Raw genomic sequence first — 20,034 nt, forward strand, 5'->3', positions numbered from 1 at the left:
AAAAACGGAAACTGAAAAAACTAGAATTTGTAGAAAAATACCAAAAAATAAAAAAGATATTGACGCTGCGGCGCAATGTGCGATATACTATATGGTGCACTATTGTGCGGCAGTCTTTTTGCGCCCAAAAACGGGGACGAACGACTGTCGGGGTGATGTTTCGTTCAAAGTCAATGGTTAAAATGCACGAAATAGACCCTGTATTATAAATAGAGAGGTGAAACGTCGATGGAGAAAAACAGAATTCGTCCTGTTGCTACCGGTAAAAACATACGTATGAGTTATTCAAGACAAAAAGAAGTTCTTGAAATGCCTAACCTCATTGAAGTGCAGAAAGACTCTTACAATTGGTTTTTGACAGGTGGTTTAACAGAAGTATTTGAGGATATCTCACCAATTTCCGATTATAGCGGGAAGTTGAGTCTGGAATTTGGCAAATTCCAGCTTTGTACAGATGAGGTAAAATACTCGATTACAGAATGCAAGGAACGAGATGCAACATATGCAGCACCGCTTAAGGTGGAGGTTGCACTTACAAATCATGAACTGGATGAGAGAAAAGTTACCACCATTTTTATGGGAGATCTTCCTCTTATGACGGAGACAGGAACGTTCGTGATTAACGGAGCAGAACGTGTTATCGTCAGCCAGTTAGTAAGATCCCCTGGAATTTATTATGATATCGCACATGATAAAGTGGGAAAAGAACTATTTTCAAGTACCGTCATTCCAAATCGTGGTGCATGGTTAGAATACGAAACTGACTCCAATGACGTTTTTTATGTACGAGTTGATCGTAACAGAAAGGTACCGATTACAGTGCTGATTCGTGCGCTTGGTGTAGGTACTAATCAGGAAATTATAGATTTATTTGGTGAAGAACCTAAAATTATGGCCAGCTTTGGTAAGGACCCATCAATCACGGAGCATACTCCGCAGGGGAATTATGAGACTGGTCTGTTAGAGTTATATAAAAAGATTCGTCCGGGAGAACCACTCTCCGTAGAAAGTGCGGAAAGTCTTCTTTCATCAATGTTCTTTGATCCAAGACGATATGATCTTGCCAAAGTCGGACGTTATAAATTCAATAAAAAGCTGGCACTTAAGAATCGTATTAACGGAGCAACTTTAAGTGAAGATGTTGTGGATGAGACAACAGGTGAAGTGCTTGCAACAGCAGGAACTATTGTGAATCGTGAATTGGCAGATAAGATTCAGAATGCAGCTGTACCATATGTATGGGTACAGGGCGAAGAACGCAATGTCAAGATTCTTTCTAATCTCATGGTAGATATTCGTAATTTTGTTGACATCGAAGATGTAAAAGCACTTGGTGTGACAGAATTGGTTTACTATCCGGTTCTTGCTCAGATTTTAGAGGAAAATCAGGGAGCGGACGCGGATACATTAGCAACACAGATTCATTTAAATATTGCCGATTTGATTCCAAAGCATATTACAAAAGAAGATATTTTTGCTTCTATTAACTACAATATGCACTTAGAATATGGATTTGGTAATAGTGATGATATTGACCATTTGGGCAATCGTCGTATTCGTGCAGTCGGAGAACTTCTGCAAAACCAGTATAGAATTGGTCTTTCAAGATTGGAAAGAGTTGTACGTGAACGTATGACCACGCAGGATGCCGAAACAGTGAATGCGCAGAGCCTGATTAATATTAAGCCGGTAACAGCTGCAGTGAAAGAATTCTTTGGATCTTCACAGCTGTCACAGTTTATGGATCAGAATAACCCTCTTGGTGAATTGACACATAAGAGACGTTTGTCGGCACTTGGACCTGGTGGTCTCTCAAGAGATCGTGCCGGATTCGAGGTGCGAGACGTACATCATTCACACTATGGTAGAATGTGTCCGATTGAAACACCGGAAGGTCCAAACATCGGTTTGATTAACTCTTTGGCATGCTATGCAAGAATTAATGAGTATGGATTTATCGAGGCTCCATACAGAAAAATAGATCACACAGATCCGGACAATCCACGTGTAACAGATGAAGTTGTTTATATGACGGCGGATGAAGAAGATAATTACCATGTAGCACAGGCGAATGAGGCGCTTGATGAAGAGGGACATTTTGTAAGAAATAGTGTATCAGGTCGATTTAGAGATGAGACACAAGAATACGAAAAGAAAATGTTCGACTATATGGATGTATCTCCTAAGATGGTATTTTCTGTTGCAACTGCACTTATTCCATTCCTGCAAAATGACGATGCGAACCGTGCTCTGATGGGATCAAACATGCAGCGTCAGGCTGTTCCGCTTCTTACAACAGAGGCACCTGTTGTTGGTACCGGTATGGAGAATAAGGCTGCAGTCGATTCCGGCGTGGGCGTTGTTGCAAAACGTGCCGGAGTGGTAGAGCGTTCTGAGTCAAATCAGATTATCATTAGGGCAGAAGATGGAACAAAAGATATTTATAAATTACAGAAATTTACAAGATCTAACCAGTCAAACTGTTACAATCAGCGTCCGATTGTATTTAAGGGAGCTCAAGTAGCAGAAGGCGAAGTTATTGCAGATGGTCCTTCCACTAAGAATGGTGAACTTGCACTTGGTAAGAATCCGTTAATCGGATTTATGACCTGGGAAGGTTACAATTACGAGGATGCGGTACTTCTTAGTGAAAGATTGGTACAGGATGATGTTTATACCTCGATTCATATTGAAGAATATGAAGCAGAAGCTAGAGATACAAAGCTTGGACCGGAAGAGATTACAAGAGATGTTCCGGGTGTTGGAGACGATGCGCTTAAAGATCTTGATGAAAGAGGTATCATCCGAATCGGTGCAGAGGTACGTGCCGGTGATATCTTAGTTGGTAAAGTAACTCCAAAGGGAGAGACCGAGCTGACAGCAGAAGAAAGATTGCTTCGTGCCATCTTTGGAGAGAAGGCACGAGAAGTTCGTGATACTTCTTTGAAAGTGCCACATGGTGCATACGGTATTGTTGTAGATGCAAAAGTATTTACAAGAGAAAATAAGGATGAGCTTTCACCGGGAGTTAACCAGTCTGTGCGTATCTATATTGCGCAAAAGAGAAAGATTTCCGTAGGTGATAAGATGGCCGGTCGACATGGTAACAAGGGTGTCGTTTCCCGCGTATTACCGGTAGAAGATATGCCATTCCTTCCAAATGGACGTCCGCTTGATATCGTACTTAACCCACTTGGTGTACCATCACGTATGAATATCGGACAGGTCCTTGAAATTCATCTGTCTCTTGCAGCAAAAGCGCTGGGATTTGATATTGCAACACCGGTATTTGATGGTGCAAACGAAGATGACATCATGGATACTTTGGATCTGGCAAATGATTATGTGAACCTTTCTTGGGAAGAATTTGAGAAGAAACATAAAGAAGAATTATTGCCGGAAGTAATGGAATATTTATATGAAAACCGAGACCACAGAGAATTGTGGAAAGGTGTTCCGCTTTCTCGTGACGGTAAAGTAAGACTTCGAGACGGTCGTACAGGTGAGTATTTTGATTCACCGGTAACCATCGGACACATGCATTATCTGAAATTGCATCACTTGGTTGATGATAAGATTCATGCGCGTTCAACAGGTCCTTACTCACTTGTTACACAGCAGCCACTCGGTGGTAAAGCACAGTTTGGTGGACAGCGTTTCGGAGAAATGGAAGTATGGGCACTCGAGGCTTATGGTGCAGCATATACCTTGCAGGAAATTTTGACTGTAAAATCCGATGATGTAATTGGTCGTGTGAAGACATACGAAGCAATTATCAAGGGTGACAATATTCCGGAATCCGGAATACCGGAATCTTTCAAGGTATTGCTCAAAGAATTACAATCTCTTGGACTTGACGTTTGCGTATTGAACGAAGACGGAAACGAAATTGAGATTATGGAAACCAGTGAATATGGAAATACAGATCTTAATTCGGTTATCCAAGAGGATAGAAATTATGCATTTGAAAGCAATGAAGACTTTAGTGCAGCAGGATACATAAAGCAGGAATTTGATGCAGAAAGTGAAGAACTTATAAGCATAGAAGACGACGCTCCACAAGAGATTCACGAATCCTATGCGGATACAGATAATTTCGATGAAGACTAATAAGGAGGACCAGGTTTAATGCCAGAAACAAATAATAATGAAACTTATCAGTCAATAAATTTTGATGCAATCAAGATCGGATTGGCATCACCGGAAAAAATCAGAGAATGGTCCAGAGGTGAAGTAAAAAAGCCGGAGACTATTAACTATAGAACCTTAAAGCCGGAAAAGGATGGCTTGTTCTGCGAAAGAATTTTCGGACCTAGCAAGGATTGGGAATGTCACTGCGGAAAGTATAAAAAGATTCGCTATAAAGGCGTTGTCTGCGATCGATGCGGTGTAGAAATTACAAAGGCTAATGTTAGACGTGAACGCATGGGTCATATTGAATTGGCAGCACCGGTATCACATATCTGGTACTTTAAGGGAATTCCTTCAAGAATGGGACTTATTTTGGATCTGTCTCCAAAGATGTTAGAGCGAGTACTTTACTTTGCATCTTATATTGTTCTTGATAAGGGTGATACACCGCTTGCAGATAAGCAGATTCTGACAGAAGCAGAGTATGCACAGGCAAGAGAAGAATATGGATGGGACTTCCGTGTAGGTATGGGAGCCGAGGCGATTCAGGAACTTCTTCAGAAGATTGATTTGGATAAAGAAGTAGAAGAGCTCAAAGATCAGCTTGAGAATGCTACCGGCCAGAAGAAGGCGCGTATTGTCAAGAGAATTGAAGTAGTAGAAGCATTTAGAGAATCAGGAAATAAGCCTGAATGGATGATTATGACGGTAATTCCGGTTATCCCACCGGATCTTCGTCCTATGGTACAGCTTGATGGTGGACGTTTTGCAACATCTGATTTGAATGATTTATATCGTCGTATTATCAATCGTAACAATCGTTTAAGAAGACTCTTAGAACTTGGTGCGCCTGATATTATTGTACGAAATGAAAAGAGAATGCTGCAGGAAGCTGTAGATGCTCTTATTGATAATGGACGTAGAGGAAGACCGGTAACCGGACCTGGTAACCGTGCTCTTAAATCGTTATCCGATATGCTCAAAGGTAAGGGAGGACGTTTCCGTCAGAACCTTCTTGGAAAGCGTGTTGACTATTCAGGACGTTCTGTTATCGTCGTAGGACCGGAACTTAAGATTTATCAGTGTGGTCTTCCGAAGGAAATGGCGATTGAGTTATTTAAGCCGTTTGTTATGAAAGAACTTGTGGCAAATGGAAAGGCTCACAATATTAAGAGTGCTAAGAAGATGGTGGAAAAACTTCAGCCGGAAGTTTGGGATGTCCTTGAAGATGTCATTAAAGAGCATCCGGTTATGTTGAACCGTGCTCCTACACTTCATAGACTTGGTATCCAGGCATTTGAGCCGATTCTTGTAGAAGGAAAAGCGATTAAGCTGCATCCACTTGTATGTACTGCGTACAATGCCGACTTTGATGGTGACCAGATGGCTGTCCATCTTCCATTGTCAGTCGAAGCGCAGTCAGAATGCCGCTTTATGTTATTATCGCCAAATAACCTGTTAAAGCCATCTGATGGTGGTCCGGTAGCCGTACCTTCACAGGATATGGTTCTTGGTATTTACTATCTGACGATGCATAAAGAAGCAGATTATTCGGATGATCCAAAGATCGTTGCTAAGGTGGTGAAGGAATTCGAATCACCGGAAGAAGCGATTGAGGCATTTAGAGAATATCAGATTGCCAAGAAGAAGGCATATGATGCAGCAAGTGAAGAAGAAATAAAATCCGGAGAATTAAAGGTTGATGTTGCTGTGGCAATAGAACCGGATAGCTATGTAAGGGTATGTATCGATTCGGAGCGTGACAGAAGAGTTGTATGCTCTATGGAAGATATTCTTGGAAGATATTTCAATAATATGAATGAAGCGCTTCTTGCTTATGAGAATAAAGTCATTACATTGCATCAGCATATTATGCTTCATCGCCGGGTTGAAACACCAAATGGAGAAGTTGTAACCGGATTTGTGCAGACAACACTTGGTCGTTTGATTTTCAACGAAATCATTCCACAAGATCTTGGTTTTGTAAAACGTGAGAAGCCGGAAGATTATCTGAATCTTGAAGTTGATTTCCATGTAGGAAAGGGACAGCTTAAGAAGATTCTTGAAAAGGTTATCAATACTCATGGTGCTACTAAGACGGCTGAAACACTTGACCTTATCAAAGCTATGGGATATAAGTATTCCACACGTGCAGCCATGACCGTATCTATTTCTGATATGACCGTTCCGGCTCAGAAGCAGGATATGATTAGGGAAGCACAGGAAACGGTAGATAAGATTACACGTAATTATAAGCGTGGTAAGATTACCGAAGAAGAGCGTTATAAAGAAGTTGTCGAAGTCTGGAAAGACATGGATGACAATCTTACAGAAGCACTGTTAAATGGACTCGATAAATACAATAACATCCATATGATGGCACATTCAGGAGCCCGTGGTTCTAACAGCCAGATTAAGCAGCTTGCAGGTATGCGAGGACTTATGCAGGATACAACCGGTAAGACAATTGAGTTGCCGATTAAGTCTAATTTCCGTGAAGGACTTGATGTACTTGAATATTTCATGTCAGCGCATGGTGCTCGTAAGGGTCTGTCTGATACGGCTCTTCGTACAGCCGATTCCGGATATTTGACACGTCGTCTTGTTGATGTATCACAAGAACTCATTATCCGTGAAAGAGATTGTATGGAGAACAAAGAGGGCAAAGAAACTCCGGGAATGGTAGTAAAGGCCTTCATGGACGGAAAAGAAGTTATCGAATCTTTACAAGATCGTATTACAGGACGTTTTGCGGCAGAGGATATTCTCGACGCACAAGGTAACGTCCTTGTAGAGGCGAATCATATGATTACTCCAAGACGTGCAGAAGAAGTTATGCATAAGGGTGTTGATGTAAAAGGTCTTAAGATTTGGGACGAGGAAAATGACAAAGAAAATCCTAAGGCAGCTTTGAAGATTCGTACCATTTTAACTTGCCGTTGTCATAATGGAATCTGTGCGAAGTGTTATGGTGCCAACATGGCAACAGGACAGGCTGTACAGGTTGGTGAAGCAGTTGGTATCATCGCAGCGCAGTCTATCGGTGAGCCGGGTACACAGCTTACCATGAGAACATTCCATACCGGTGGTGTAGCCGGAAACGATATCACACAGGGTCTTCCTCGTGTCGAGGAGCTTTTTGAGGCGAGAAAGCCTAAGGGACTTGCAATTATTACAGAGATTGCAGGTACCGTTGCTCTTAAGGAGACGAAGAAGAAACGTGAAATCGTAGTAACAGGAGAAGATGGTGAATCTAAGACTTATCTGATTCCATACGGCTCACGAATTAAGGTTATGGAAGGACAGGAACTTGAAGCTGGTGATGAACTGACAGAAGGTTCTGTAAATCCGCATGACATCTTAAAGATTAAAGGTGTACGTGCTGTTCAAGACTATATGCTTCGTGAAGTGCAAAGAGTATATCGTCTGCAAGGTGTAGATATTAACGATAAGCATATCGAAGTCATTGTACGTCAGATGCTTAAGAAAGTACGTATCGAAGAGCATGGAGATTCTGAGCAGCTTGAAGGTATGCTGGTTGATTTCCTTGAATTTGAGGACAATAATGAGGCGTTAATCGCAGAAGGTAAAGAGCCGGCTGTTGGTAAGCAGGAGCTTCTTGGAATTACAAAGGCCTCTTTGGCAACTAATTCCTTCCTCTCAGCAGCTTCCTTCCAGGAAACAACAAGGGTACTTACAGATGCAGCGATTAAGGGTAAAGTCGATCCGCTGATTGGACTTAAGGAAAATGTAATTTTAGGTAAGCTAATTCCTGCAGGTACAGGTATGAAGCGTTATCAAAATATTGCATTAAATACGGATGAGCATATGCTTCATCTTGACGATGATGATGAAATTATCTTTGATGAAGATGAAAACCTTGAAACACAGGGACAGCCGGAAACTGAAACCGTAGCTGAAAATGAGACGCCGGTTACAGAAGAAGCTGTAGCAGTAACAACTAAAGAAACGGAAGAATAATATTCTGATCGCAAACTGAGCGTATCACTTGAAAAAGTGATGCGCTCTTATTACAATAAAAAGAAATGATTTTTTACCTAAGTAAGGTATAGAGGGAGTAATAAGTAATGAGACTACCAAGAATTATGATTGCAGCACCAAAGAGTGGAAGTGGGAAGACATTAATTACTTGTGGCTTATTGGCGCTTTTAAAAGAAAGCGGTCAAGAAATAAGAGCCTATAAATGCGGACCGGATTTTTCCTGTCCGATGTTTCATAAAAAAGTGCTAGAGACTAAGAGCTATAATCTAGATCCTTTTTTGGCTGGTCAACATTTGCAACAGAATTTTTTAAAGCATATTGGAGATGCTACATTTGCAGTTATGGAAGGACAGATGGGATATTATGATGGTGTGGCAGGAATCTCACTAAAGTCGAGCAGTTATGAAGTGGCGAAAAAGACGGGAACGCCAGTGATACTTGTGCTTGATGCTAGAGGAACTTCTTTATCGCTGATTGCGCTTTTGAAGGGATTTATGGAATATCAGGAGAATAATCATATAAAGGGTGTTATCCTCAATCGTATCAGTCCGAATTTGTATCCTAGGCTGAAAGAACAGATTGAGTCTGAACTTCCGATTAAGGTATGCGGATATGTGCCGGATACGAAGAAAGCGAAGCTTCTTGGAAGAAAGATTGGTTTTGTTTTGCCACAGGAAATTCCGGAACTTAGGGAACGTATTTATGATTTTGCGCATGATTTAAGAATGACACTAGATCTTGAGACGATTAGTAATATTGCAAGAAAAGCGATGGACGTATTGCAGGTTCGAAGTGAAGAGCCGGGAGAAAGGACGCTTCGAGTGGCACTTGCCGAAGACGAGGCTTTTTGTTTTATGTATCAGGATAATCTTACAATGTTAGAGGAAAACGGCATCGAACTTGTTCGTTTTTCTCCACTTCATGATAAGCATTTACCAGAAGATATTCACGGATTAATATTGTGCGGTGGATATCCGGAGAGGAATGCACAAGAATTACAGGATAATTATGAAATTCGAAAGGAAATTAAGGAAAAGATTGCAGACGGCCTTCCGTGTCTTGCCGAAAATGGAGGCTATTTGTATCTTCACGAGACACTTGAAGATCCGGAAGGTGAGAAGTTTGAGATGGTTGGCGCTATTGAGGGAAATGGATTTCATAATGAGAAACTTGTACGCTTCGGATATGTTGATTTGATGGGGAGTGCATTTGGCGAAGAGCAGATGGTGATTCGGGCGCACGAATCCCATTATTACGATGTAACGAAGCCGGGAAATGCAATGGTTGCTAAGAAGCCTTTGTCTGAGAAGACGTGGCAGTGCATGGTTTCTAATAAGAATATGTTGGCGGGATTTGCCCATCTTTATTATCCTTCGCAGCCATATTTGCCAAGAATATTTGCCAAGAGATGTCGGGAATACAAGGAGAACCATTCATGAAAATCTTTTTGATTCGACATGGTAAAACTTTGGGAAATGAGTTTGGTAGATACATTGGCACGACAGATGAAAGCTTGTCCAGTGCGGGAGTCGCCGCTCTTAAGAGGATAACACCTCCGGCGGCGTCTGTGATTTATGTCAGTCCGATGAGACGATGCATACAGACTGCCGAAATTCTGTATCCAAATCAAATGCCTGTTGTGGTGGAAGAACTTAAGGAATGTGATTTTGGAGATTTTGAGAATAAAAATTATAAAGAACTTTCGTCGAACGAAGATTATAAGGCCTGGATCGAATCGGGAGGTTTAATGCCGTTTCCTGGCGGAGAATCTAAAGACGACTTTCGAGATAGAATTCTTCAGGGATTTCAAAAGGTTCTTATGCATGCGAAAAGGAACAAGGCAGAGAAGATTGCTTTAGTAGTCCATGGAGGAACGATTATGGCAATTATGGAGGCTTATGATGGAGGCGAATACTTCTCGTATCAAATAAAAAATGGAGAAAGCTGCGTATTGGAGCTTGATAATACTTGATTTTGTGGGATGAGTATGCGAAACTTAGAAAGTACGAAATTTATGACTTTAAAGTGAGAAAGTATTATGATAGGAACAATAGTAAATACTGCTACTATTTTAGCGGGAGCGATTGTAGGAAGTATCCTGCACAAGGGAATTGGTGAAAAGTATCAAAAAGCATTATTTGGAGCATGTGGACTTGCGGCTTGCGGAATCGGAATTAATGCCATAGTCAATAATATGCCGGATAGTAATTATCCGGTGCTGTTTATCGTTTCGTTGGCGATTGGTATATTGATTGGAACGGCACTGGATCTGGAAGGTAAATTCGAAAGATTAGTCAATAAGCGTTCTAAAAGTGAAAATAATTTAGGAAAAGGTCTTTCGACCGGTATCTTATTATATTGTATTGGAACATTATCCATTATGGGTCCTGTGATGAGTGCGTTATATGGAGATCATACTTTTTTATTTACGAATGCGACACTTGACCTTATTACATCAATGGTGCTTGCATCCACATATGGCATGGGAATGGCGTTGGCGGCACCGGTATTATTTGCCTGGCAGGGATGTATCTATCTGATTGCGAAGCACGCTTCCGGATTTATTTCGGATGATCTTGTATGCGAGCTTTGTATTGTCGGTGGATTCTTGATTTTTGCTTCGGGACTTAATATCTTAAATATTAAGAATCTAAAGACGCTGAATTTGTTGCCGGCGTTGGCGATACCGATTATCTTTTTTGCAATTAAATCGGCCATCGGTTAGAGTCTTCGGCATTGGGATGATTAGGGAAATATAGATTTTGTAACAAAAAGAGCGATAGAGAGAAGAAAAGTTACAAAATCGAGAAAAAAACAGTGCCGGTTCGGGGAATTTGTAACAAAAGAAAGCTACCACACCAAAAATGATGTGGTAGCAAAAAATCATCTAAGTATCTTACTTGAAGAATGGCATTTGCCAGCCTTGATGATCGGTATGTAACAGATGATGTGATTTCTCGCCGAGAGGCTCTTTGAGGAATTCATCATAAAGTGTCTGTACATCAGGATTCTCGTGAGAGAATCTCATCTTGTTATTGCTATCATAATTGTAGATAACTTTTGCACGATCAGTAGCACGTTCTTCGTTAAAGTGGATTGGCTGTCCACCACCACCAACGCATCCGCCTGGGCAAGCCATAACTTCTACGAAATCATATTCAACTTCGCCGGCTTTTAAAGCTTCAAGAAGCTTTCTGGTATTGCCAAGACTGTTAACTACAGCAGCGCGGACAATGGCACCATTGACATTGTATTCTGCTTCTACCCAAGGCTTATCACTGCCGGTAGCACGAACTGCCTTAAAGGTTTCATCAGCATCAGGATTATCACCTGTGAGAACGAAGTAGCAGGTACGAAGTGCTGCTTCCATAACACCACCGGTAGCACCGAAGATAACAGCTGCACCGGTACCGCTTCCAAGTGGGGAATCGAATCCTTCCTCTGGAAGATTCTCAATATCGATATTTAAGTATTTGAATAATCGATTCATTTCGCGGGTTGTAAGTGAATAGTCTACATCCTTGATTCCTTCTTTAGCGTCATTAAGGTTTGGAATCTCAAGCTCTTCTTTCTTAGCAGAGCAAGGCATTACGGAAATACAGATGATATCTTCCGGTGCCTTTCCAATCTTTTCAGCAAAATAACTCTTTGTAATTGCTCCAAACATACCCTGTGGGGACTTGGCAGTTGATAACTGGTCAGTCATTTCCGGATACTGGCTCTTTAAGAAACGAACCCATCCAGGACAGCATGAGGTAAACATAGGCCATGCATAGTCCTCTTTATGAGTGAAGCGATGAAGGAATTCATTTCCTTCTTCCATAATAGTAAGGTCAGCTGAGAAGTTGGTGTCGAATACATAGTCAAATCCGGCACGTCTAAGAGCTGCAGCCATACGTCTTTCTGTTGCAAATTCCGGATCAAGTCCAAAGTCTTCGCCCCATGCTGTTCGAGGTGAAGGTGCTGTCTGTACGACGATGACTTTATCTGGATTCTTTTCTTTATCAAGGAGATTTGCAATTTCCATCACATCATCTCTTGAGTGAAGTGCATTTGTAGGACAGTGAGTAATACACTGGCCGCAAAGCACACAGTCAGACTGGTTAAATGGAACATTATTTTTCACACCAACAGTTGTATTGGCACCTGTTCCGACCATATCCCAAACACCGATGGACTGAATCTTTTCACAGACCTGTACACAACGGTAACATTTGATACATTTATCTTCTTCGCGAATCAATGGAAGAGTCGTATCCCATTCATTGATTGCAAGCATTTTAGGAATCTCATTATCTGAGCTAACGGCATATTTATTAGCAAGATCTTGCAATGCACAGTTGATATTTCTTTCGCAAGTTGGACATGTCACATTATGCTGAGAAAGCATAAGTTTGATATTTTCACGTCTTGCTTCCACAACGCGTGGAGAATTGGTCTTAATATCCATGCCTTCTTGAACAACTGTATTACAAGATGCAGCAAGTGTTTTGTTGTCATCAATTTCAACAACACAGACACGGCATGCACCGATGTCGCTATAATCTTTCATCCAGCAAAGAGTAGGGATATTGTATCCTGCTTCCTTTGCGGCATCGAGAATTGTTGTGCCCTCTTTTACCTGGAGAGCTTTTCCGTTTATTTTAATATTTACCATTCTAACTCACGCCCTCCTTTAAACATTCCGCAACCATAGTGGTCACAGCGTAAACATCTGTTGGTTTCTTGCGCTGCCTCTATGTCTGACATAGGCATTTCCATAAGGTCAAAGTCGTGATTTCTGCTAAGAGGTTCACGCTCTGCCATATTTACACGGCCACACTGAACGCGATCAGCAAATGCAGGAGCCGGAATTTCGACATCAAGCTTAATCTTATGATCGAATCCAAGATAATTGTCAATATTTCTTGCAGCAACTTTACCTGCAGAGATTGCGAGAATAGCGGTCTTAGGTCCGGATACACAGTCACCACCGGCGAATACACCATCTAACGATGCAACTTCAGCCCATGGCTCTGTAACAAATCGACCTGCTTGTGCAGTTACGCCAGCGGCATCAAATGTTTCCCATTCAATTCCTTGTCCAACTGCAACCAATACGATGTCACAATCAATCTTTACTTCGCCCTTGCCGGCCGGGGCAGGAGATACACGTCCGCCCTTCACAACAGAAGGCATTTGAGGTTCAGCGATTAAAGCTGCAACATTTCCATTTGCATCTTTTTCAATCCGAAGAGGAGCGTGAAGGTCCATCATAATAGCACCTTCTGCGATAGCGCCGTCTACTTCTTCAACAAGTGCAGTCATATCTTCTTTACGTCTACGATATACGATCTTAACTTCTTTTGCACCACATCTAATTGCAGAACGTGTGCAGTCCATAGCTACGTTACCACCACCGATAACGGCAACTTTCTTGCCGGTAAAGTCCGGAATCTCGCCATCGCCGATCTTGCCAAGATATTCAACAGCAGATAATACGCCATTGGCATCTTCGCCATCGATACGAACGCTCTTTCCTTGGTGAGCACCAATTGCTACATATACAGCATCATATTCGCCAATTAATTTCTTGATTTCTTCCGGCGTATTACCGATGTTGGATTCTAATTTGGCTTCTACACCGGTAGATAAGATGCAGTCGATATCCTGCTGAATCATGTCTGCAGGAAGTCGATAATCCGGAATTCCGTATACCAACATACCGCCAAGTCTCTTGCGGCGTTCGAATACCGTAACCTGATGTCCCATCAACTGAAGGAAGTAAGCTGCTGTCAGTCCGGAAGGACCACCACCGATAACGGCAACTTTCTTGCCGGTGCTTTCTGCACACTTCGGAGCTTCCACTTTTCCGGCTTTTTCAATTGCGGTACGCTTGATTCCGCGGATATTGACAGGTGCATCGATATAAGCTCTACGACACTGGTGTTCACATGGATGTTCGCAAATCAGTGCGCAAGCAACCGGGAATGGATTGTCCTTTCGAATCACGCGAACAGCATCTGCATAACTTTCATTTTTCACAAGTGAAATATATCCCGGAATATCAACATGGGCTGGACATCCGGCAACACATGGAATTGTTCTTTGCGGATTGGTTGTGCAATGATGCTCGTTAATGTGTGCTTCATAGTCTTTTCGGAATGTTTCGATTCCGGAAAGAACCATGCGTGCTGCGGTCTTTCCGAGAGCGCAGTCAGCAGTTTCCATAATCTGGTTGGACTGACGGATAATTTCATCTAAATCCGCCATAGTTGCTTTGTGTGATTTGATCTTGTCAAGTAAACCTGCGACCTGCTCGAGACCGATACGGCATGGAGTACATTTACCACATGTCTGAGTCTGAGCCATCTTCAGTAAACTGTAAGTAAGATCCACCGGACACACATCCGATGGTGATGCAGCTATACGTCTTCCGATATCGCCATATAACGATTGGATGAATGTATCACTGCGACTTTGTGTTTCAAAGGTAAGTCTGCTCAAAAGTACATCCCCTTTCTGGTACATAGTTTATTTTCCCTTTTATTATTTGGATTTTGTAAGATAGGGAATAATTCCTATCCTACTTTGTTATTATAAAGGAAAAGCAATACAATGGAAAAACTAATGTTTAATAGATGCAACTAATGATTTGTAAATTTTTCGTATATTTATCTAAAAAAACTTCATTGACATAACAAAAAATGTATGATAGTAACAATTGTTGCAGTTGACTAATTCAAGGAAAATGTGTTAATTTGAACAAAACATAAGTACTGACAGGAAGGGGCGCACCCAACGTGAAAGGCTTAGATTTCAAGGGTTTCGATAGATTTATCGATTTTATTTTTTGCGCCGTTAGCGGGCGCTTTTTTTATTTAAATAAAGTTTGGTAGTAGAAAAAAGAAATCTTTTCGCATTGGTAATTATGTTTTGAGGCTTATTTTTGTTCATAAATTGTTAACAATTATAAAGAGTCTCTATAAGAATTATTTTAAATCAGAAAGGGGATATATTATGTATAATCCACAGTCTTTAAAAGCAGAAGAGTTTATTAGCGAAGAAGAAGTATTAGAATCACTTAAATATGCAGATGAAAATAAGCAAAACGTAGAAGTGATTGATGCAATTTTGAAAAAGGCCAGAGAAGAAAAGGGGCTTTCACACCGTGATGCATCTGTCTTGCTTGCCTGTGAGATTCCGGAGAAAAATGAAGAAATTTTTGCATTGGCTAAGAAAATTAAGCAGGATTATTACGGTAATCGAATTGTTTTGTTTGCGCCGTTATATTTATCAAATTATTGTATTAACGGATGTACGTACTGTCCGTACCATGGCAAGAATAAGACAATACCGCGAATTAAACTGACACAAGAAGAGATTAAGAAGGAAGTCATTGCGCTTCAAGATATGGGGCATAAGCGTCTGGCAATTGAAGCCGGCGAAGATCCTGTGAACAATCCGCTGGAATATATTTTAGAATGCATCAAAACGATTTATTCTATTAAACATAAAAATGGTGCAATCCGACGCGTTAATGTCAATATTGCGGCAACGACGGTGGAAAATTACAGACGATTGGCTGAGGCCGGAATTGGTACATATATTTTGTTCCAGGAAACCTATCATAAAGAAACCTATGAGCAGCTTCATCCGACGGGACCAAAGAGCGATTACGCATATCATACTGAGGCGATGGACCGTGCGATGGAAGGCGGCATTGATGATGTGGGACTTGGTGTATTGTTTGGATTAGATAAATATAGATATGAATTTGCAGCGCTTTTGATGCATGCGGAGCATCTTGAAGCAGTTCATGGAGTCGGACCGCATACGATTTCCGTACCAAGAGTTTGTCCGGCGGATGATATTGATGTCAAAGATTTTAAGAATTCCATTGATGATGATACATTTGCCAAAATCGTAGCATGTATTAGAATTGCAGTTCCGTATACGGGAATGATTGTATCCACCAGAGAATCACAAAAGAGTAGAGAGCGTGTGCTACAGCTTGGTATCTCGCAGATTTCCGGCGGTTCTAGAACTTCTGTCGGCGGATATACAGAAGAAGTGCGTCCGGAAGATACGACGCAGTTTGATGTATCCGACAGAAGGTCGCTTGATGAAGTTATGAAATGGCTGATGGAAATGGATTATGTTCCATCATTTTGTACGGCATGTTATCGCGAAGGTCGTACGGGAGACCGTTTTATGGAGCTGTGTAAAGCAAAGCAGATCCAAAACTGCTGTCTGCCAAATGCGCTTCTTACATTAAAAGAATATTTAACGGACTATGCTTCGCCGGAGACGAGAAAGGTCGGAGAGAAAATTATCGAAGATAATATGCCGGATGTGAAGAGCGATAAGGTGCGTGAAATCTTGAGAGATGAGCTTGAAAAGATTGAAAATGGATCTGAGCGTGATTTTAGATTCTAGGAGGTTGTTAGATGGGAAACCGAGTTGCTTTGATAGGCATTATTGTGGATGGAGACAGCTGTGATGAGAGCATCCATAAGCTAAACGAGATTCTTCATGATGCCAGGGAATATATCATCGGACGGATGGGGGTTCCGTATCGGGAGAAAGGAATTTCGATGATTAGTGTGGCACTTGATGCGCCAAATGATGTAATCAGCAGTGTGTCCGGAAAGATTGGAATGCTAAAGGGTGTTACCGCAAAAGCAATTTATTCGAATAAGTAGGAATAGAAAGGCACAAGATATATGAATACGCCGGCAATTATGGAAAAGCTTAAGCGCGAACATAGACTGACAAAAGAAGAATGGATCTTTTTGTTTGATAACAGAACAAGACAAAGCGATGAAAAGTTGTTTCGGATGGCAGATGAAGTTCGCCGGGAGCATTTTGGAAATAAGGTTTATAAGCGCGGTTTGATCGAATTTACAAATTATTGCAGAAATGATTGTTATTATTGTGGAATCAGAAAGAGTAATCTTAAGGTAAGCCGCTATCGTTTGAGTGAAGAAGAAATCCTTTCTTGCTGCGAAGAAGGCTATCGGTTGGGATTTCGAACTTTCGTATTGCAAGGAGGCGAGGACGGCGCGTTTGCGAAGGAGGATATGATTCGGATTGTAAGTGCAATTCGAAGCAGATATCCGGATTGTGCGATTACGCTATCCATCGGAGAATGGGACAAGGCTGCTTATCAGGAATTTTTCGATGCTGGAGCCGACCGCTATCTGCTTCGTCATGAGACGGCAAATAAAGAGCATTATGAGTCCTTGCACCCAAAACAGATGAACTATGAACGTCGCATAGAATGTCTGCAGGCATTAAAGGAAATCGGATATCAGGTAGGCTGTGGCTTTATGGTGGACAGCCCTAATCAGACGAGTGAGACTTTGGCAGAGGATATGATGTTTATACAGGACTTTCGCCCTGCAATGGTTGGGATTGGACCGTTTGTTCCGCATCATGATACGCCGTTTAAGGATAAACAAAGCGGAACCGTAACGGATACTTTGTTTTGCATAGCTTTGCTTCGCCTTATACTGCCTTTTGGCCTGATTCCGGCAACAACAGCGCTTGGGACAATTTCGGAGACGGGCAGAGAACAGGGAATTCGTTGTGGCGCCAATGTTGTTATGCCGAACCTGTCACCGACCATCGTTCGAAAGAAATATGAATTGTATGATCATAAAATCTGTACCGGAGAAGAGGCGGCAGAGTGCGTTAATTGTCTTAATGCCCGTATGGAAGCTATAGGTTATGAGATTGTTGTGGATAGAGGAGACAGTCCACTTTGGCAAGGAGAGAAAAAAGCATGAGTTTAAATCAGACACCGTCTTCAGAGCGGGTTCATATCAGTTTTTTTGGAAAGAGAAATGCAGGAAAGTCATCTTTGATAAATGCTGTAACCGGACAAGAATTGGCTGTGGTTTCGGATGTTGCAGGTACAACAACGGATCCGGTCAGAAAAGCGATGGAGCTTCTCCCGATAGGTCCGGTTCTTATGATTGATACACCGGGATTTGATGATGAAGGACTGATTGGAGAAAAGAGAGTTCAAAAGACGAAGCAAGTATTAAATATGACGGACATTGCTCTTTTGGTAATGGATGCGACGCAGCCGGCAGATGAATCAGACAGACAGCTTGTGGAATTATTTACGGCGAAGTCGATTCCATTTCTTGTCGTTTATACAAAAAGCGATTTGATTCGCATCAAGCCAAAAGAAGAATTTGCTCAGGAAAAAGGTTTTTTGGGAAGTATCGTGGTTTGCGCCAATACGGGAGAAAATATTTACGAATTAAAGGAATTAATCGGAAAGACGCTAAAAGAGTCGAAGCAAGACAAGCATCTGATTGCCGATTTGATTTCGCCGGGAGATGTGATTGTTCTTGTGATTCCGATAGATGAGTCGGCACCAAAGGGACGAATTATCCTGCCGCAGCAGCAGGTGCTTCGGGATATCTTAGAGACCGGAGCTAAGGCTATGGTGGTGCGAGAGACAGAACTTGCAAGCGCGCTCAAAGAGCTAAAGGAGCCGCCGGCCTTGGTGATTACGGATTCGCAGGTATTTCATTATGTGAATCAGATTGTACCGGATAACATTATGCTGACTTCATTTTCAATCCTACTGGCCAGATATAAGGGATTTTTAGATTCTGCGCTTGAAGGCGTCCGTGCGCTTGATGATTTACAGGACGGGGATACCGTATTGATTTCGGAAGGGTGTACGCATCATCGCCAGTGTGAAGATATTGGAACCGTTAAAATTCCGAACTGGTTGAATGTCTATACCGGTAAGAAGATTCGGTTTAAGACAACCTCCGGAAGAGAATTTTGCGAAGATTTAAGTGAATATAAACTGGTGATTCATTGCGGTGGATGCATGCTCAATGAACGAGAGATGATATATCGCATGAAAACAGCGAATGATGAGGGCGTTCCATTTACCAATTATGGTATTTTGATCGCGCATGTAAATGGCATTTTGAAAAGGGCCATACAGATATTTGAAAAATAAAAAGCTCAGCCGAAGAAAAAATTCTTTGGCTGAGTTTTTTTACATCATTTTGGTTAAGTAAAAACAGATGGCAAATAAGATTGCTCCCTTAACAATAATCCAGACGAATCCAATCTTACCGCCCGGCATGGTTTTTGCAGACGCATTCGATTTTGGGCAAGAATATGCACATTTACTACAATTAAAGCATTCGCCCATAGATTGTCTTTCTTCGGTCTGAGTATCTGCCAGTTGCAGGTCGGCAGGGCAGCCGCGTTCGCATAGGTTGCAGCCTCTTACGCAGTCTTCTTTCTTGCGTGTTACCACAGAAAATGGAAGTACCGGAAGAAGTGAGAAGATTGCTCCAAGTGGACACAAGAAGCGGCAGAAGAAGCGAGGAACAAGTAACATTCCAATTGAAATTAAAATCAAAAAGATAATTGCAAGGCCGCTTCCCTTGGCAGGTGCCTGAAGAGCCTGTAATCTGGAAAACGGAGTCCAAGGACTGATTGTGCCAATCTGTGATGCTTTGTCAGACAGCAAACAGATGAGAACGACAACCAATAATACGGCATATTTTCCGTAACTGAAGATTTTGCCAAGTGTTGGGGAAAGCTTTGGAAGCGTTTTGGGTTTTCCCATTTTCTTTCGAAAAGCAGTTCGCACCCAACTGGCAATCTGATAGAGGACATCGCCATAGGTTCCGAATACACATCCGTAGCCACAAAAATATCTTCCAAAAAATATTGTAAATAAGAGGATGGCTATGAGTGTGATGAGAAAGCCGTTCATCTCAAAAGGCTCTCTGGATATAATCGTTGTACAAAGATATTTTATTCCGCTAAAGGCAGTCGAAAAGATAGCCGGGAACAGAAAGAAAAAAACAGCCCGGATAATAATGCTGATTGCTAAGCGGATCTTTTTATTCTTTTTTATTTCCATGATGCCCT

General features: G+C 41.7%; 12 protein-coding genes. 9 read left to right on the forward strand and 3 right to left on the reverse strand.

The features are described from left to right. The first annotated feature begins 228 nt into the window (after positions 1–228). The 5 genes from rpoB to BLS20_RS08800 all read left to right on the forward strand — a co-directional run bounded on the left by rpoB (position 229) and on the right by BLS20_RS08800 (position 10,858). A complete protein-coding gene (rpoB, locus tag BLS20_RS08780) occupies positions 229–4,110 on the forward strand; it encodes a DNA-directed RNA polymerase subunit beta (RefSeq protein WP_090174002.1) in 3,882 nt (1,293 codons plus the stop codon). An 18-nt stretch (positions 4,111–4,128) separates the two neighbouring features. Continuing rightward, the gene (rpoC, locus tag BLS20_RS08785; RefSeq protein ID WP_090174003.1) at positions 4,129–8,112 is read left to right on the forward strand and encodes a DNA-directed RNA polymerase subunit beta'; all 3,984 of its coding nucleotides are present in this window, start codon (positions 4,129–4,131) and stop codon (positions 8,110–8,112) included. Positions 8,113–8,219: 107 nt separating this feature from the next. After that, the gene (locus tag BLS20_RS08790) at positions 8,220–9,572 is read left to right on the forward strand and encodes a cobyrinic acid a,c-diamide synthase CobB (protein WP_090174004.1); all 1,353 of its coding nucleotides are present in this window, start codon (positions 8,220–8,222) and stop codon (positions 9,570–9,572) included. Further along, the gene (locus BLS20_RS08795) at positions 9,569–10,105 is read left to right on the forward strand and encodes a histidine phosphatase family protein (RefSeq protein WP_090174005.1); all 537 of its coding nucleotides are present in this window, start codon (positions 9,569–9,571) and stop codon (positions 10,103–10,105) included. Before BLS20_RS08790 ends, BLS20_RS08795 begins: the two co-directional genes overlap by 4 nt. Before the next feature lie 66 nt (positions 10,106–10,171). Further along, entirely contained in the window at positions 10,172–10,858 is a 687-nt protein-coding gene (locus BLS20_RS08800) for a DUF554 domain-containing protein (RefSeq protein WP_090174006.1), read from the forward strand. A 171-nt stretch (positions 10,859–11,029) separates the two neighbouring features. Here BLS20_RS08800 and BLS20_RS08805 read toward each other — a convergent pair whose 3' ends face one another. Continuing rightward, complete coding sequence (locus BLS20_RS08805; protein ID WP_090174007.1) at positions 11,030–12,790, reverse strand: [FeFe] hydrogenase, group A; 1,761 nt, start codon at positions 12,788–12,790, stop codon at positions 11,030–11,032. Then, positions 12,784–14,619, reverse strand: a complete 1,836-nt coding sequence (locus BLS20_RS08810) for an NAD(P)-binding protein (RefSeq protein ID WP_090174036.1) — start codon at positions 14,617–14,619, stop codon at positions 12,784–12,786. The genes BLS20_RS08805 and BLS20_RS08810 overlap by 7 nt, the downstream gene beginning before the upstream one ends. A gap of 513 nt (positions 14,620–15,132) precedes the next feature. Here BLS20_RS08810 and hydG point away from each other — a divergent pair. From hydG to hydF, 4 genes are read left to right on the forward strand one after another with little or no spacing between them, the layout of a single operon-like run. Further along, positions 15,133–16,551: a [FeFe] hydrogenase H-cluster radical SAM maturase HydG gene (gene hydG / locus BLS20_RS08815; RefSeq protein WP_090174008.1), complete on the forward strand. Its 1,419-nt coding sequence runs from the start codon at positions 15,133–15,135 to the stop codon at positions 16,549–16,551. Between the two features lie 11 nt (positions 16,552–16,562). Then, positions 16,563–16,817, forward strand: coding sequence for a TM1266 family iron-only hydrogenase system putative regulator (locus BLS20_RS08820; protein ID WP_090174009.1), 255 nt, complete (start codon positions 16,563–16,565; stop codon positions 16,815–16,817). Between the two features lie 39 nt (positions 16,818–16,856). Then, positions 16,857–17,903 (forward strand): [FeFe] hydrogenase H-cluster radical SAM maturase HydE, encoded by a 1,047-nt coding sequence (gene hydE, locus BLS20_RS08825; RefSeq protein WP_242870559.1) that lies wholly within the window; start codon positions 16,857–16,859, stop codon positions 17,901–17,903. Further along, complete coding sequence (gene hydF, locus BLS20_RS08830) at positions 17,900–19,105, forward strand: [FeFe] hydrogenase H-cluster maturation GTPase HydF (RefSeq protein ID WP_090174011.1); 1,206 nt, start codon at positions 17,900–17,902, stop codon at positions 19,103–19,105. The genes hydE and hydF overlap by 4 nt, the downstream gene beginning before the upstream one ends. Before the next feature lie 39 nt (positions 19,106–19,144). Here the strand turns inward: hydF and BLS20_RS08835 are convergent, their stop codons facing one another. Further along, positions 19,145–20,026, reverse strand: a complete 882-nt coding sequence (locus BLS20_RS08835; RefSeq protein ID WP_090174012.1) for a 4Fe-4S binding protein — start codon at positions 20,024–20,026, stop codon at positions 19,145–19,147. Positions 20,027–20,034 lie beyond the last annotated feature (8 nt).

It is taken from the genome of Eubacterium oxidoreducens (assembly GCF_900104415.1).
GTDB lineage: Bacteria > Bacillota > Clostridia > Lachnospirales > Lachnospiraceae > Eubacterium_C > Eubacterium_C oxidoreducens.